We start from the raw sequence: 14,684 nt of genomic DNA on the forward strand, positions 1-14,684 counted from the left end.
CCTAAGCGAACTACTTTCAGTCGGTAACGGTCACGCCCATGGAGCGCGCGGTGCCGGCGATGATCTTCGCGGCAGCGTCCACGTCGTTAGCGTTGAGGTCGGGCAGCTTGGTCTCCGCGATCTCGCGGACCTGAGCGGCGGACAGGGTGGCAACCTTCGAGGCGTGCGGGGTCGCAGAACCCTTCTGCACACCGGCGGCCTTCTTGATGAGCTCCGCGGCCGGCGGGGTCTTGGTCACGAAGGTGAACGAGCGGTCCTCGTAAACCGTGATCTCGACCGGGATAACGTTGCCGCGCTGAGACTCGGTGGCAGCGTTGTAGGCCTTGCAGAACTCCATGATGTTCACACCGTGCTGACCGAGGGCGGGACCCACGGGCGGCGCCGGGTTGGCTGCACCGGCCTGAATCTGCAGCTTAATGAGGCCGGTGACCTTCTTCTTCGGGGGCATGGATGTACATCCTTCTTGTATTCCACTTACGTCAGGGGCTGTCTTCCTGGCCCCTGCCGGTTGGCGCCAAAGCGCCGGTGCACCGCGAGGGCGCACAAACGAGCATTTTACCGCTAATTGCGGACACCTCACCGGTGTAACTCGTCACAGCAATCTCCACCCAGAACGGCGCTGGCCGGGGCACAGCCCCGGCCAGCGACCACTTGGGAGGATCAGTTCGTGACCTTCTCCACCTGGCCGAAGCTCAGCTCCACCGGCGTCTGACGCTCGAAGATCGTCACCAGCACCGTCAGCTTGCGAGCCTCCAGGTGAATCTCGGAGACCTCCGCCATCTGGTCCTCGAACGGACCGTCGATGACCTTGACGATCTCGCCGACCTCCAGGTCGATGAACACGTCCGGGGCGGCGGCAGCCTGGTCCTCAGCGGAGACGCTGTCCAGGGTCTTCTGGTGCTCGCGCACCGCAGCCTTGATCAGCGGGTCAAACATGTTCATGACCTCGTCCTCGCTCAGCGGGACGGGGTTGCGAGCGTCACCCACGAAACCGGTGACGGCCGGGGTCTCCTTGACCAGGCGCCAGGCCTCGTCGGTCAGGTCCATGCGCACCAGCACGTAGCCGGGGATGCGGATCCGGGAGATCGTCTTCTTCTTGTTGTCGGCCTTGAGCTCCACGACCTCTTCCATCGGCACCTCGACCTGGAAGATGTAGTCCTCCATCTCGAAGTTGGCGATGCGGGTCTCCAGGTTCGCCTTCACCTTGCGCTCGAAACCGGCGTAGGAGTGAATCACGTACCAGTCACCGGGCAGGGAGCGCAGGTTCTCGCGGAACAGCTCCACCGGGTCAACGGCCTCAACTTCGCTCTCCGCCTCCTCGGCAGGAGCGTCGGCGGCAACGTCGTCCACCTCGGCTACCTCGACGTCGGCAACAACCTCGGCCTCGTCAGCAACGGGCTCAACCGCGACGTCGTCCAGCACCTCATCAGCAAGGGGCTCAAAGGGGTTTGCATTGGCAGTCACGATTGACTCCTAGGAAGAATCGACTTCGGCAAAAGCTCCTGCTCAGCCAAAGACGAGCTTGGCCAGCTGGTTGAAGATGAAGTCCAGAACACCGACGAAGGCCATGACGGCCAGCACGAACACGACCACTACCAGGAAGTAGGTCCACAGCTCGTCACGAGACGGGGTTACGACCTTCTTGAGTTCAGCGATCACCTGGCGGATGAACAGTGCGATGCGAGCGAAAAAGCCACGGCGCTGCGCGACCGACTGCTCTTGGCCCTTCTTCGCCTCGCTCATCAAGTACCCCCAGGTGTTGCTTGTACCAGGTATGCGGTTCAGCTTCGCCGATCCAGCATGGCAGGGCAGGCGGGACTCGAACCCACAACCGCCGGTTTTGGAGACCGGTGCGCTACCAATTGCGCCACTGCCCTTCGTCGTTTCCACCGGCCGCGTGAGCGTCCCGTGAACCTCGACCTGCGGAAGTCTACGGGGTGAACGCGAAAAACCCAAATGCTGTGTCGGCCACACCAGTTTCAGATAGCAAAATTGGGCGAAATCGCGTTGAACGCCCCGGGGCATCCGTGCCACGATCGTGCCGTGAACACTTCTCGCATTTCCCCCCGTCTTGCCGCCATCGCCGAGTCCGCCACGCTGGCCGTGGACGCCAAGGCGAAGGCCCTGAAGGCCGCCGGCCGCCCCGTCATCGGTTTCGGTGCCGGCGAGCCCGACTTCCCCACCCCGGACTACATCGTCGAGGCCGCCATCAAGGCCGCCTCCGACCCGGCCATGCACCGCTACTCGCCCGCCAAGGGCCTGCCGGCGCTGCGCGAGGCCATCGCGGCCAAGACGCTGCGCGACTCCGGCTACGAGGTCCACCCCGATGACATCGTGGTGACCAACGGCGGCAAGCAGGCCGTCTTCCAGGCCTTCGCCGCGATCATCGGGGAGGGCGACGAGGTGATCCTGCCCGCCCCCTACTGGACCTCCTACCCGGAGATGATCGCCCTGGCCGGCGGCCGCACCGTCTCCGTCTTCGCCGGCGCCGAGGCCGACTACAAGGTCACCGTCGAGCAGCTGGAGGCCGCCCGCACCGAGCGCACCAAGGCACTGCTTTTCTGCTCTCCCTCCAACCCGACCGGCTCGGTCTACACCCCTCAGGAGGCCAAGGCAATCGGCCAGTGGGCCCTGGACCACGGCGTGTGGATTATCACTGACGAGATCTACGAGCACCTGCTCTACGAAGGCGCCGAGCCCACCCACCTAGTCAAGCTCCTGCCCGAGTTGGCAGACACCACGATCGTGCTCAACGGCGTGGCCAAGACCTACGCGATGACCGGTTGGCGAGTCGGCTGGATGATCGGCCCCAAGGACGTCATCAAGGCCGCCACCAACTTCCAGTCCCACCTGACCTCCAACGTGTGCAACGTCGCCCAGCAGGCGGCCCTGGCCGCCGTGGCCGGCGACCTGACTGCGGTGGACGAGATGCGCGGGCACTTCGACCGCCGCCGTCAGCTCATGGTGAAGCTGCTCTCCGAGATCAACGGCTTCCAGGTGCCCGTGCCTCGCGGCGCGTTCTACGCCTACCCGAGCGTGGAGGGCCTGATGGGCACCCAGATTCGTGGCCGCGACATCAACTCCTCTGCGGACCTGGCCACCGCCATCCTCGAGGAGGTCGAGGTGGCTGCGGTTCCCGGCGAGGCCTTTGGCCCCTCCGGCTTCCTGCGCTTCTCCTACGCGACCTCCGACGCCGCCATCGAGGAAGGCATCGGGCGCATCAAGGAGCTCATCAACAACGGCTGATCCCGGTACGCCAAAGAGCGGGTGGCCCCTGGGATTTCCCAGGGGCCACCCGCTCTTTCCCCTCGCTCACCGCGCCGCACGCGGCGCAGCCCGGTTGGGCACTAGGGGGCTCAGTGCGTGTCGTCGAACAGCGAGGCCACGGAGCCGTCGTCGAACACCTCGCGGATGGCGCGGGCCAGCAGCGGGGCGATCGAGAGCACGGTCAGGCCCGGGAAGCGCTTCTCCGCCGGCAGCGGCAGGGTGTCGGTGATGATGACCTCGCGCGCGCCGGACTCGGCCAGGCGCTGGCAGGCCGGGTCGCTCAGCACGCCGTGGGTGGCGGCGATCAGAACGTCGGCGGCGCCGGCGTCCTTCAGCACGCGCACCGCGCCGGCGATCGTGCCGCCGGTGTCGATCAGGTCGTCCACCAGCACGCAGGTACGGCCCTCCACGTCACCCACCACGCGGTTAGAGACCGCCTGGTTCGGGCGCGTGGTGTCGCGGGTCTTGTGCACGAACGCCAGCGGGCCACCGCCCAGGCGGGCCGCCCACTGCTCGGCCACGCGGATGCGGCCGGCGTCCGGGGAGACCACCGTGATGTTGGAGGTGTCCACGCGGGAGCGCACGTACTCGGTCAGCACGGGCATGGCCCACAGGTGGTCCACCGGGCCGTCGAAGAAGCCCTGCGCCTGGGAGGCGTGCAGGTCCACGCTCATCAGGCGCTCGGCGCCGGCGGTCTTAAACAGGTCGGCCATCAGGCGAGCGGAGATGGGCTCGCGGCCCTGGTGCTTCTTGTCCTGGCGCGCATACGGGTAGAACGGCATCACAACGGTGATGCGCTTGGCGGAGGCGCGCTTGAGGGCGTCCACCATGATCAGCTGCTCCATCACCCACTGGTTGATCGGGGTGGTGTGGGACTGCAGCACAAAGACGTCGCAGCCGCGCACAGACTCGTTGAAGCGGACGTAAATCTCACCGTTGGCAAAGTCGTAGCTGGTGGTGGGCAGGATCTCAATGCCCAGCTCGTCTGCCACCGCCTGCGCGAGCTCGGGGTGTGCCCGTCCCGTAACTAGTACCAGTCGCTTTTCTCCGGAGGTGATGATCCCGGTCATTCCCTAGCCTTCCACGGTGGGCGCGCCGAACCGTCGGTGGCTGCGGCGGCGGATTGAGGTACTGGGCCATTCTAGCCGTCCACAGGCAGTGGTTGTACGCCTCAGGTCCGCCCCATCTTGTGGTAGCGGCGACATCTGCGGGCCCGGAACGGAAAGGGGCGGGGGCCGCCGCGCGACTCCCCGCCCTAACCGGCGCTGAGGCGCCGCAATCCGCTCCGCCCTTAGGATTCGAACCCAAACCGCAAGGCACCAAAAACCTGCGTGCTGCCATTACACCAGGGCGGACTTGCCCGCTCGGCCACAACTGACACTCCACCGGCCGGAAACGGGCAGTGAACATTGTGCCATCTTCCGGGCAAAATGGAGACATGGAACCTACCCGCCGCACCCGCATGAGCGGGGTACAGCGCCGCGAGCAGCTGCTAGCTGTTGGCCGTGAAGTGATCGCCGAGAAGGGCTACGAGGCCGCCAGCGTCGAGGAGATCGCCGCGCGCGCCGGGGTTTCCAAGCCGGTCATTTACGAGCACTTTGGCGGCAAGGAGGGCCTCTACGCGGTGGTGGTGGACCGCGAGGTGCAGGCGTTCACCTCCGCGATCCGCGATTCCCTGGCGGCGGGCGGCAACCTGCGGGAGATGGTGGAGCGCACCGTCTACACGCTGATGACCTACATCGAGGAATCCACCGACGGTTTTCGCATCCTGGTGCGCGATTCCCCGACGGCCTTCACCTCCAGTTCCTCCTCCGTGATGGGCGAGGTGGCCGGCGCCGTGGAGGACCTGCTGGCCGAGGCCTTCGCCCGCCGCAACTTCCCCACCGACGTCGCCCCGCTCTACGCCCAGATGCTGGTTGGCCTCTACGGCCTTACCGGCCAGTACTGGCTCGAGGACGACTCCCGCACCAAGGACGAGGTTGCCACCCACCTGGTCAACCTGGTGTGGAACGGCCTTCGGGGACTTGACCCGCACCCGCGCCTGCTGACCATTTCCGCCGAGCAGTAGGAAAAGGCCCCACCGGCCCCTAACGGCACCGGCCGCATCGATCAAGGCGGCCGGGCGGAACGTCGTACCCACGTTGGCCGACGCCGCCCACCGGCCGCACCGATCAAGGCAACCGGGCGGAACGTCGTACCCCAGGCGCCCCACCTATAAACGCCGCCAATATCACACTATTGCGTCCCGCCGCATGTGGGAACTTCTCCCTGTGTAAAGGACAATTCTTCAGACAACTTCCCAGCACCGGAGCTAGGGAGGCGAATGCCGGAAGATCCTTTAAATCGATAAGGAAACACCATGACAAAGGCCCGCTCACGCTGGAACGCCTTGGTTGCTGCCCTTGCCGGTAGCGCCCTGGTGGCGCTAGGCGCCCAACCAGCGGTCGCCACACCGTACGAAAACCCCACTCCCCCAGCAGTCGCTGAGGACGGCACGGACGCGGACTACAACACCGCGGAAGACTTCATCGACTACACCTCCCAGGAGCCAGGCACCTACTTCGTCAGGCTCCGCACCGAAAACACCGCTACCCGCGCCTTCGCCGCCGCGCACGGCCTGGAGGGCGAGGAGGCAGAGCGAGTAATTGAGCAAGTCGCGCAAGACACCCGCGACGAAATCGAGGCGAAGATCGACCAGATCACCGAGCTGGTCCCCGAAGCCGAGGAAGTATTCCAGCTCACCAACTCCGTGCCCGGCGTGGCCCTGGACGCCACCGGCGAGCAGCTCGCCGCCCTGGCAAACCACCCGCAGGTGGCCGGCATCGAGCCCATCCGCAAGGTCTACCCGATGAACGGCGCCACCACGGCCTCCACCCACGCCGACCTGGCCTGGACCGCCGGCAAGCTCGGCGAGGGCGCCCTGGTAGCGGTCGTGGACTCCGGCATCGACTACACCCACAAGACCTTCGGCGGCGACGGCAACTACGAGCAATACCGGACCGACCAGGCCCGCAAGAACAACGCCGACTCCGCCGACTACCCCTCCGCCGTGGTTATCGGCGGCCGCGACTTCGCCGGCGACGGCGCCCCCATCAGCGGCCAGAACCACCACGACAACAACCCGCTCGACGCGGCCCCGGCCGTGGTCTGTCCGAACGCCGCCCACCCCTCCGGTGGTCACGGCACCCACGTGGCCGCCACCATCGCCGGACGCGGCGTGAACGCCGACGGCTCCACCTTCACCGGCGACTACGCCACCCTCACCCCGGACCAGCTCGCCAAGATGAAGACCCCGCCGGGCATGGCCCCCAAGGCGCGCCTGCTGTCCCTGCGCATCTTCGGCTGCTCCGGCGGTGGCTACTCCGAGCCCGCCCTCGACTGGCTGCTCGCCCCCGAGCGCGCCACCGAAGGCACCTTCCCCGACGTGGTCAACATGTCCCTGGGCTCCCCGTGGGCCCCGCACGACGACATCGGGCGCGTCCAGGTTCGTCAGCTCACCGAGCGCGGCGCCCTGGTGGTGGTCTCCGCCGGCAACGACGGCAACCACGCCGACATCGGCGGCTTCCCGGCCGGCTCGCCCTACACCCTGACCGTCGGCGCCACCCGCTACGACAACGGCGACTGGCCCCAGCTGCAGGGCAACACCGACTGGGAAGAGGCCCGCGCCAAGCGCGATATGCGCGTCACCTTCTTCACTTCCCGCGGTAAGCACGGCAGCCACGGCATCATCAAGCCCGACGTGGCCGCCCCGGGCGCCGGCATCACCTCCGCCGCCGTCGGCACCGGCGACGGCTCCGTGGCCCAGACCGGTACCTCCATGGCCGCGCCCGTCGTTGCTGGCGCCGCCGCCGTGCTGGCCGCCGCGCAGCCCACCTGGGAGCCCAAGCGCCTCAAGGCCGCCCTGATGAACTCCGCCGTCGAGATCAAGGACGGGGTGGGCAACCCCGCCAGCCCGATCCGCGGTGGTGCGGGCCTGGTGAACATCGACGCCGCCACCAAGTCCAAGGTCATAGCCACCTCCCGCGACAACACCGACCTGGTCTCGCTCACCTTCGGCATCGTGGACGTTCCCGCCGCCGGCTGGAGCAAGACCAAGGAAGTCGTGCTGCAAAACCTCACCAACGAGGCCCAGGAGCTGGACCTCAGCTACCGGCCGGCCGTTGACATGGCGGGCGTGAACGTCACCGTCGAGCCCGCCCAGGTCACCGTGCCCGCCCCGGTAGCGGGGGGTTCCGACGGCAGCGTCACCGTCAGCGTCAAGGTGGAGGTGACCGACCCCAGCGTCATGCAGCGCCTGGGCGATGGCACCGAGGAAGACAAGCTTGACTACGTCACCCAGGAGGCCGGCTGGCTGGTGGGCACCGGCGCGCAGAACCTGCGCCTGCCCGTCCACGTAGCCCCCCGCCCCGCCAGCGACGTCACCGTCGCCAAGAAGGTGATGCTGCCCTTCGAGAACGCCGGCGCCTCCAGCCCGGTGACCATGCAGGCCGCTCTGACCGGTGACTCGATCTCCACCGGCAGTGGTAAGGGCAAGTTCGAGAACTTCGCCATCACCACGCGCCTGCTGGTGGAGCGCCCCGTCCAGCCCGCCTTCGCCAACTCCTCCCAGGCGGCAATGGACATTGTGCGCGTCGGTATCGCCACCAACCTCGACGACATGATCGCGGCCGGCCAGCCCGACAACGCCTCCGTGCTGATCTCAGTCGAGACCTCCAACCCGTGGGACCGCCTGGGCACCGACTTCGGCCGCTTCCACGTCAAGATCGACCGCACCGACGCCGCCGACAACGGCGACATCTACCACGCGGTGGTCAAGATGGGCGGCGACAAGCACACCAAGACGTTCATCCACAACAAGACGCAGGACGACGCCACCCGCCAGGCCGACCCCAAGGCGACCCTGCACCCGGTGGCCACCACCGAGCTGTTCGGTCTGCCCCAGGACAGCGACATGCCGGTGTTCGACAGCAACGTGGTCGGCATCGAGGTGCCGCTGCGGGCCCTTGGATACACCGCTGAGCAGATCAACAACCGCCAGGTGGCCTTCGGCTTCTCCGTGGCGGGCCTGACCGGGCTCGGCTCCCAGTGGGTTCCCGACGCCGGCTCCAACGGCATGCCGCCGGTGATCAACAACAACCTGGCGTTCGCCCCAGACCACGCCCGCATTCTGGCCCCCGAGATCACGCGCGCCGGTAACTACGCCGTCCCGGTGGACGGGCTCTCCGCGCTGCCCATCCGTGCGGCCGGCCCGATCACGAACATCCGGCTCTCCACGTTCTTCACCCGCAACCTGGCCACCAGCCGGATCCAGTCCACGCAGATCACCCGTCACATTCCCACGGTGGAAAACCCGACGATGGTCACGCCGTTGGCTCCCGAGTTCGTTGACCCGGACCCGAACACGGCCGAGGGCGACAAGATCGTGATCCCGAACGTGACCGGCGTGGTCTACCGGATCAACGACCAGATCGTCACCGGTGACTACACGGCCTTCACTCGTGGCGAGGTTGTGGTGGTGACCGCCGAGCCGGCGCACGGCTACGCGTTCACCGCCAACTCCCCCTCCGAGTGGAGCCACGTCTACCTGGTCCCGGCCGACGTCGCCACGCCGGTCGCCCCCACCTTCGTTGACCCGGACAAGACCACTGCGGAGGGTGACAAGATCGTCATCCCGATCGTCCCCGGCGTGGTCTACCTGGTAGACGGCCAAGAGGTTTCCGGCGACGTCTACAACGTCAAGCGCGGCGAGGAGACCGTGGTGACCGCAGTGCCCAAGGGCGGCTTCGTGTTCACCCCCGGCAGCGTCACCACCTGGCGCTACACCTACGCGCCCGTTGCCCTCGAGGTGGCGCCCGAGCCGCCCAGGTTCGTGGACCCCGACCCGGCCACCGCCGACGGGGACATGCTGGTGATCCCCAGCGTTGACGGTGTCATCTACAAAATTGGCGGCACCCAGGTCACCGGTAACTACACGAGCTTCACGCGCGGCACGCCCATCGTGGTCAAGGCGGAGGCCAAGCCCGGCTACGCGCTGGACAAGGACAAGCCTGCCGAGTGGAGCTTCACCTTCCCGGTGCTGCCGAAGGTGGCTACCCCGACCGCTCCCCGGTTCGTGGACCCCAACCCGGCCACCGCCGACGGGGACATGCTGGTGATCCCCAGCGTTGACGGTGTCATCTACAAGATTGGCGGCACCCAGGTCACCGGTAACTACACGAGCTTCACGCGCGGCACGCCCGTCGTGGTCAAGGCGGAGGCCAAGCCCGGCTACGCGCTGGACAAGGACAAGCCTGCCGAGTGGAGCTTCACCTTCCCGGTGCTGCCCGTACAGCCGCCGAGCGCCTCCGCTTCCGCTTCCGCGAGCGCGAGTGTCACCGCGAGCGCGGCGCCCGGCTCGTCTGCCAGTGCGTCTGCAAAGCCGTCGGTGACCGCCACCGCTACCGCGACGCCCAAGCCGACGGCAACGCCCGAGCCGACCGCCACGGCGACCGTTCCCACCCCGCCTGGGACCGAGCCTTACTCGTTCGGGCGTCTGGCCGGTAGCTCCCGTTACGGCACCTCCATGGAGATCGCTGCTGCGGGTACCTGGGGTGACACCGTGGTCCTGGCTAGCGGCGCCAACGCCGCCGACGCCCTGGCGGCCACTCCGCTGGCGGCTGCGCTGAAGGCCCCGGTGATTCTCACCCCGGCCGGCACGCTGGACCCGAAGACCACCGCCGCGCTCACTACGGCAAAGGCCGCCGGCGCGGTCAAGGTCTTGTTGGTTGGTGGCTACGGCACGATCTCGCGGGGTGCCGAGCGCGCCGTGCGAGACATGGGCTTCACGGTGGAGCGCCTGCAGGGAGGCAACCGCTTCGAGACGGCCCAGAAGCTGGCCGACCGCACCCGGGACGTCTACGCGGGCCGCAACGTCAAGGTTGGCCGCGTTGTGCTGGTGGACGGCACCAACTTCGCCGACGCCCTTGCCGGTGGTCCCGTGGCCGCTGCAGGCAACGGCGTGGTGCTGCTGACCAACGGCAAGTCGATGCCTTCCGCTGTGGCGGCTCAGGTGCGCCGCTTGGGGGCCCCGGAGGTCGTGGTCCTGGGTGGCGCGGCCGCAGCTGCGGCCGGCGACCTGGCCACTAAGCGCGTGGTGGGTGCAGACCGCTACGACACGGCCGTTCGCGCAGCCGAGCAGTTCATCCCGAACGCGAAGTCTGTGCTGGTGGCCAGCGGCGAGAGCTACCCGGACGCCCTCTCGGGTGGTGCGCTCATGGCCCAGCGGGGCGGCATCCTGCTGCTGACCCCGAAGGCGGCGCTCTCCTCCCGGGTGTCCACCTTCCTGGGTGCGCGTTCCTTCAACTGGGTTCGCGTGGCCGGCGGTGACGGGGCCGTCTCCAACCTCGTGGCCATCCAGCTGCAGGCGCTGACGCGCCCGTGAGCTAGACGGTAAACCGCGGCGGGGGCGGGCTGTTTTCCTAACAGCCCGCCCCCCGCCTTTGCTCGCGCCGGAACTTGTCCACTGACGCCGAAACTTGTCCTTGGAGGGGCCACTATCGACAAGGCTCGGCGCGCATTGACAGGTTTCGGTGGGATTGGGGGCCGGGGACGTCTCGGCGCGCATCGCAACTCGACGTTCGAGTGCTCAACTCGACGTTCGAACACTCAACTCGACGTTCGCAACCAAGCTAACGTCGAGATTCACCGCCAAACGTCGAGATCCACCGCCAAACGTCGAGATCCACCGCCAAACGTCGAGATTGGATCCAGGGCTGGGCCGAGGCGCGCGCCAGTTCGGGGGCCTCAGCGCCCGGACGGGCTCTTGTCGGCCAGCTGCTGGGCGGCGTCGGCGACGCGGTTGTTGTACTCGGCGGAGTCGTTGTAGGCCTTCACCGCCGCGATCCAGTTCTCCGCCACGGAGAGGTCGCGGCCGGCCGAGCACAGGTACCGGGCGGCCGCCAGGGCAGCGTCGTCCAGCTGGTCGGGGCTGGCCACACCGTCGGCGTTGCCGTCGCTGGCGTAGCTGGCCCACGTGCCGGGCAGGAACTGCATGGGGCCCACAGCACGGTCCCACTGCGGGTCGCCGTCCACGCGGCCGCCGTCGGTGTCGGGGATGCGCGCCAGGCTCTGTCCGGCCTCCTCCTGCCCGCGCAGCTGCACGCCCCGGATGCCGGGCTTGACCTCGCCGCTCGCGGTGAGCTTGGCACCGTTCAGGCTGCCGTGCTCGCTTTCCACCTGCCCGATCGCGGCCAGCGTGTTCCAGCCCAGGCGGCACGCCGGCTGCGTCTGCTCCAGGTGGATCGCCGCGCCGGCGTAGGCGGCCAGCGCGCGCTCGGGGACGCCGGTGGCCCGCGCGGTCTGACGCAGCCACTTGGCGTCCACCAGTTCTGTCAGCGCCCGTTGCGGGCCCGCCTGCGCACTCGCCGCCTCGGTGGTCGACGTTCCGCCCGCCGCCCCGCTAGCCGCGCCGCCGCCAGTAGCGACCGAAGCGCTGGCCCCGGTGGCGGCTGAAGTGGCCGCCGCGGCCGGGGCGGCCGTGGTGGGCAGGACCGTGGTGGGCGCCGTCGGAACGCCCGTGGGCAGGACGGTGGGCCGCACCGCATCCGCCACAGAACCCGCCGCAGCGGCATCCTGCTCGCCGTTCCCCTGGGAGGCCAGGATCCCGGCGCCGGCCAGGGCGGCCACGGCCAGGGCGGCGGCGCTCACGGTCCCCACGGAGAGCCAGAGCTGCTTGATCTCGTTCACGCGCGCACCTCGCTGGCCTGGGCCACGGGGCGCATGCCGGCCCGCTCGGCGGCCTCCGTGTGGGAGCGCAGGCGGGCGGTGAGCACCCCCTGGCGGGGCGCGAACAGCCAGGCCAGCAGGAAGAAGCCGGACAGGACCAGTACCACGGTGCCGCCGGTGGGCAGGTCGAAGGACCAGGACAGGTACAGCCCCACGAACGCGCTCAGCACGCCCACAGCCGGGGCCAGCAGCATCATCGTGCCCAGCTTGTCGGTGAGCAGGCGGGCGGTGGCGGCCGGGGTGACCAGCAGGGCAAGGACCAGGATGTTGCCGATGGTCTGGATGGAGATCACCACGGCGAGGGTGACGAGCACGTAGAGCAGCAGGTCCAGCCAGAACACGGGCAGGCCCAGGGCGCGCGCGGACTCGCGGTCCAGGGAGACGGTGACCAGCTCCTTGTGGAAGACCCACAGGAGCAGCAGGATCGCCAGCCCGGTGCCGCCCACCACGTAGAGGTCCTCGGTGGGGATGCCGGTGATGGAGCCGAACAGGAAGCTCTGCAGGGAACCGGCGTAGCCGGGAGCCTGGGAGATGATGACCACTCCCAGGGCGAATGCGGCCACGAAGAGGATGCCAATGACCGAGTCCTCTTTCAGCCGACGGTTGTACGACAGTACGGCCACCAACACTGCGGTGAGCACACCGGCCACGGTGCCGCCCAGCACCAGGTTGCCGCCCACCACGAATGCCACTGCAAGCCCGGGGAAGACGGCGTGGGCCACGGCGTCACCGATGAAGGCCATCCCTCGCAGGACCACGTAGGTGCCCACCACTCCGCAGACCAGGGAGCTCATCATGGCTACGGCCAGTGCTTTGGGGAGGAAAGCCAGGTTGGGGTTGAACAGGTCAGCAAAGAAATCGAGCGGGTTCACTTCAACGCCACCTTCATCATGCGTACTAGGGCGGAGTCCTGACTCACGCCAAAGGTTTCCACCCAGGCACCGGCGTTCTGGGCGAGCTGTGCAGGCGGCGCGTCGGCCACCACGGTGCGGTTGAGCAGGATCACTCGATCGGCGCTGTCCATTGCCCCCAGCAGGTCGTGGGTGGTCATCAGGACGGCGCGTCCCTCGTGGGCCAGCTCCACGAATAGTGCGGAGAGCAGTTCCTGCGTGGGCATGTCCAGGCCGGTGAAGGGCTCGTCCAGCAGCAGCAGGGCGGGGGCTAGGGCTAGCGCCCTGGCCACCAGGACGCGCTGGCGCTGGCCGCCGCTGAGCTGCCCGACGGGCCTGGTGGCCAGGTGGTCCATCTGCACGCGCTCCAGGGCCTCGTAGACGGCCTGCCAGTGCTCGGCGCGGGCGCGGCGCAGCCAACCCAGCTTCCCGGTCAGCCCGGTGAGCACCACCTGGGCCACGGAGAGCGGGAAGTCCCAGGCGAACTCGTGGCGCTGGGGCACGTAGCCGATGGCCACCTTGCCGGGCGAGACGCGCTTGCCCTCCACGCGCACGCTGCCCTCGGCTGCGGCCTGCAGGCCCAGCACGGAGCGCAGCAGGGTGGTCTTGCCGGCCCCGTTCGGGCCGATTAGCGCGGTCAGTTCGCCACACCGCACGTCCAGGTTGACGTCGGTGAGCACGCGCCGCCCGCCCAGGTCCACGGCCAGGCCGCTCACCTCTAGCGTGGCCGCCTTGCCCGGCTGGTGCAGGCACGACGTCCCCGCCGGCGCCTTCTCCGTGGAGGCCTGCGCCGCCGCCTGGGCGCGGTTGGCCGACGTTGCCGCCCTAGCGCCCCCTACTACCGCCTGGCTCACTTGTTCTCCTGCCCGCTGCCGCGCTGGGCGGCGTCGTCCTGGCCTGCGGCCTGCTTGGAGGCGCGGGCGCGTTCCATTCCCTCGCGCTGGCGGGCCCGGTTGGAGCGCACCAGGGTGAGGACCACGCCCACCACGAGCGCCAGGGCCACCACGGCGATGGCAACGTACAGGACCACCACCAGGCCCGAGCCTGCGGCGTCGGCGGGCGGTGCGGCCTGCGTGGGGGAATCTGCGGGCGCGGCAGCGTCGTCCCCATTAGTGCTGGCCTCGACGGAGGGCGCGGCGCCGGGAAGCTGGACGGCCAGGGCGTCGGCGTCGGTGGTGGCGTCCCCCACCGCGAAGCGCAGCACCTGCACGTCCTCCACGGTGGAGCCGTCGATCAGGTCGGCGGCCACCTTGACCTCGGCCAGGTAGACGCCCGGCGCGGTGAAGACCCAGTTGGAGTGGGTGTGGGTGTTGACGTCCACCCAGATCGACTGCGGTTCGGTGACGCGCGAATCCCACAGCAGCTGGGGTTCGCCGAAGGAGCCGGACTGCAGGTACATGGTCATCACACCGGGGCCCTGCACGCGCTGCAGGCTCATGGTTACGCCCCGGTCGATGCGTTCCATCACCTGCGGGTCCTGGGTGTTCCAGCCCAGCCACACCACCTGCGGGTTCTGGGTCTGGGGGATGACCCAGACGTCACTGCCTGCCGGGGCGCCCACGAACTCGTAGGCCGGGTCTGCGGGCACGGGCAGCTTGCCGGCGTCCGCTACGCGCAGCACCGTGTTGTCCGGGTAGCGCCACACGGAGGCCGCGCCCTGCTCCAGGCGGGCCAGGTCGTCGTGGATCATCAGGCGCCACTGGCCGTCAGCGAACTTGGTGAAGCGAGCACGAAAAACGTCTATGGGTCCCAAGACTGGGTTGT

The 14,684-nt window shown here is 68.4% G+C and carries 11 protein-coding genes and 2 tRNA genes; 3 read left to right on the forward strand and 10 right to left on the reverse strand.

Features of this window, described 5'->3' with window-relative positions; translation table 11 throughout:
- Positions 1-16: 16 nt before the first annotated feature.
- The 4 genes from rplK to AC4PWQ_RS04045 form a co-directional block, all read right to left on the reverse strand.
- Complete coding sequence (gene rplK / locus AC4PWQ_RS04030) at positions 17-448, reverse strand: 50S ribosomal protein L11 (RefSeq protein WP_371151589.1); 432 nt, start codon at positions 446-448, stop codon at positions 17-19.
- A gap of 212 nt (positions 449-660) precedes the next feature.
- The gene (gene nusG, locus AC4PWQ_RS04035) at positions 661-1,464 is read right to left on the reverse strand and encodes a transcription termination/antitermination protein NusG (RefSeq protein ID WP_371151588.1); all 804 of its coding nucleotides are present in this window, start codon (positions 1,462-1,464) and stop codon (positions 661-663) included.
- A 42-nt stretch (positions 1,465-1,506) separates the two neighbouring features.
- Complete coding sequence (gene secE / locus AC4PWQ_RS04040) at positions 1,507-1,743, reverse strand: preprotein translocase subunit SecE (protein WP_371151587.1); 237 nt, start codon at positions 1,741-1,743, stop codon at positions 1,507-1,509.
- A 58-nt stretch (positions 1,744-1,801) separates the two neighbouring features.
- A tRNA-Trp gene (locus AC4PWQ_RS04045) sits at positions 1,802-1,877 on the reverse strand.
- Between the two features lie 166 nt (positions 1,878-2,043).
- Between AC4PWQ_RS04045 and AC4PWQ_RS04050 the strand changes: the two genes are divergently transcribed.
- Positions 2,044-3,246, forward strand: a complete 1,203-nt coding sequence (locus AC4PWQ_RS04050) for a pyridoxal phosphate-dependent aminotransferase (protein WP_492089822.1) — start codon at positions 2,044-2,046, stop codon at positions 3,244-3,246.
- A 110-nt stretch (positions 3,247-3,356) separates the two neighbouring features.
- On the opposite strand, the gene AC4PWQ_RS04055 is transcribed toward AC4PWQ_RS04050, so the two are convergent.
- A complete protein-coding gene (locus tag AC4PWQ_RS04055; RefSeq protein ID WP_371151585.1) occupies positions 3,357-4,337 on the reverse strand; it encodes a ribose-phosphate diphosphokinase in 981 nt (326 codons plus the stop codon).
- 213 nt (positions 4,338-4,550) lie between these two features.
- Positions 4,551-4,622: transfer RNA gene (locus tag AC4PWQ_RS04060), tRNA-Gln, on the reverse strand.
- Between the two features lie 107 nt (positions 4,623-4,729).
- Between AC4PWQ_RS04060 and AC4PWQ_RS04065 the strand changes: the two genes are divergently transcribed.
- Together AC4PWQ_RS04065 and AC4PWQ_RS04070 are read left to right on the forward strand one after the other, a co-directional pair.
- Positions 4,730-5,335: a TetR/AcrR family transcriptional regulator gene (locus tag AC4PWQ_RS04065; RefSeq protein WP_371153010.1), complete on the forward strand. Its 606-nt coding sequence runs from the start codon at positions 4,730-4,732 to the stop codon at positions 5,333-5,335.
- Between the two features lie 291 nt (positions 5,336-5,626).
- A complete protein-coding gene (locus AC4PWQ_RS04070) occupies positions 5,627-10,687 on the forward strand; it encodes a cell wall-binding repeat-containing protein (protein ID WP_492089823.1) in 5,061 nt (1,686 codons plus the stop codon).
- Positions 10,688-11,049: 362 nt separating this feature from the next.
- Here AC4PWQ_RS04070 and AC4PWQ_RS04075 read toward each other — a convergent pair whose 3' ends face one another.
- The 4 genes from AC4PWQ_RS04075 to AC4PWQ_RS04090 form a co-directional block, all read right to left on the reverse strand.
- On the reverse strand, positions 11,050-11,991 hold the full coding sequence (locus tag AC4PWQ_RS04075) for a lysozyme family protein (protein WP_371151583.1): 942 nt from the start codon (positions 11,989-11,991) through the stop codon (positions 11,050-11,052).
- The gene (locus AC4PWQ_RS04080; RefSeq protein ID WP_371151582.1) at positions 11,988-12,902 is read right to left on the reverse strand and encodes an anchored repeat-type ABC transporter permease subunit; all 915 of its coding nucleotides are present in this window, start codon (positions 12,900-12,902) and stop codon (positions 11,988-11,990) included. Before AC4PWQ_RS04080 ends, AC4PWQ_RS04075 begins: the two co-directional genes overlap by 4 nt.
- The gene (locus AC4PWQ_RS04085) at positions 12,899-13,669 is read right to left on the reverse strand and encodes an anchored repeat-type ABC transporter ATP-binding subunit (RefSeq protein ID WP_371153009.1); all 771 of its coding nucleotides are present in this window, start codon (positions 13,667-13,669) and stop codon (positions 12,899-12,901) included. Before AC4PWQ_RS04085 ends, AC4PWQ_RS04080 begins: the two co-directional genes overlap by 4 nt.
- A 101-nt stretch (positions 13,670-13,770) precedes the next feature.
- A partial coding sequence (locus AC4PWQ_RS04090; protein WP_492089824.1) for a choice-of-anchor M domain-containing protein occupies positions 13,771-14,684 on the reverse strand: 914 nt, incomplete at its 5' end.

It is taken from the genome of Buchananella sp. 103232, assembly GCF_058725725.1.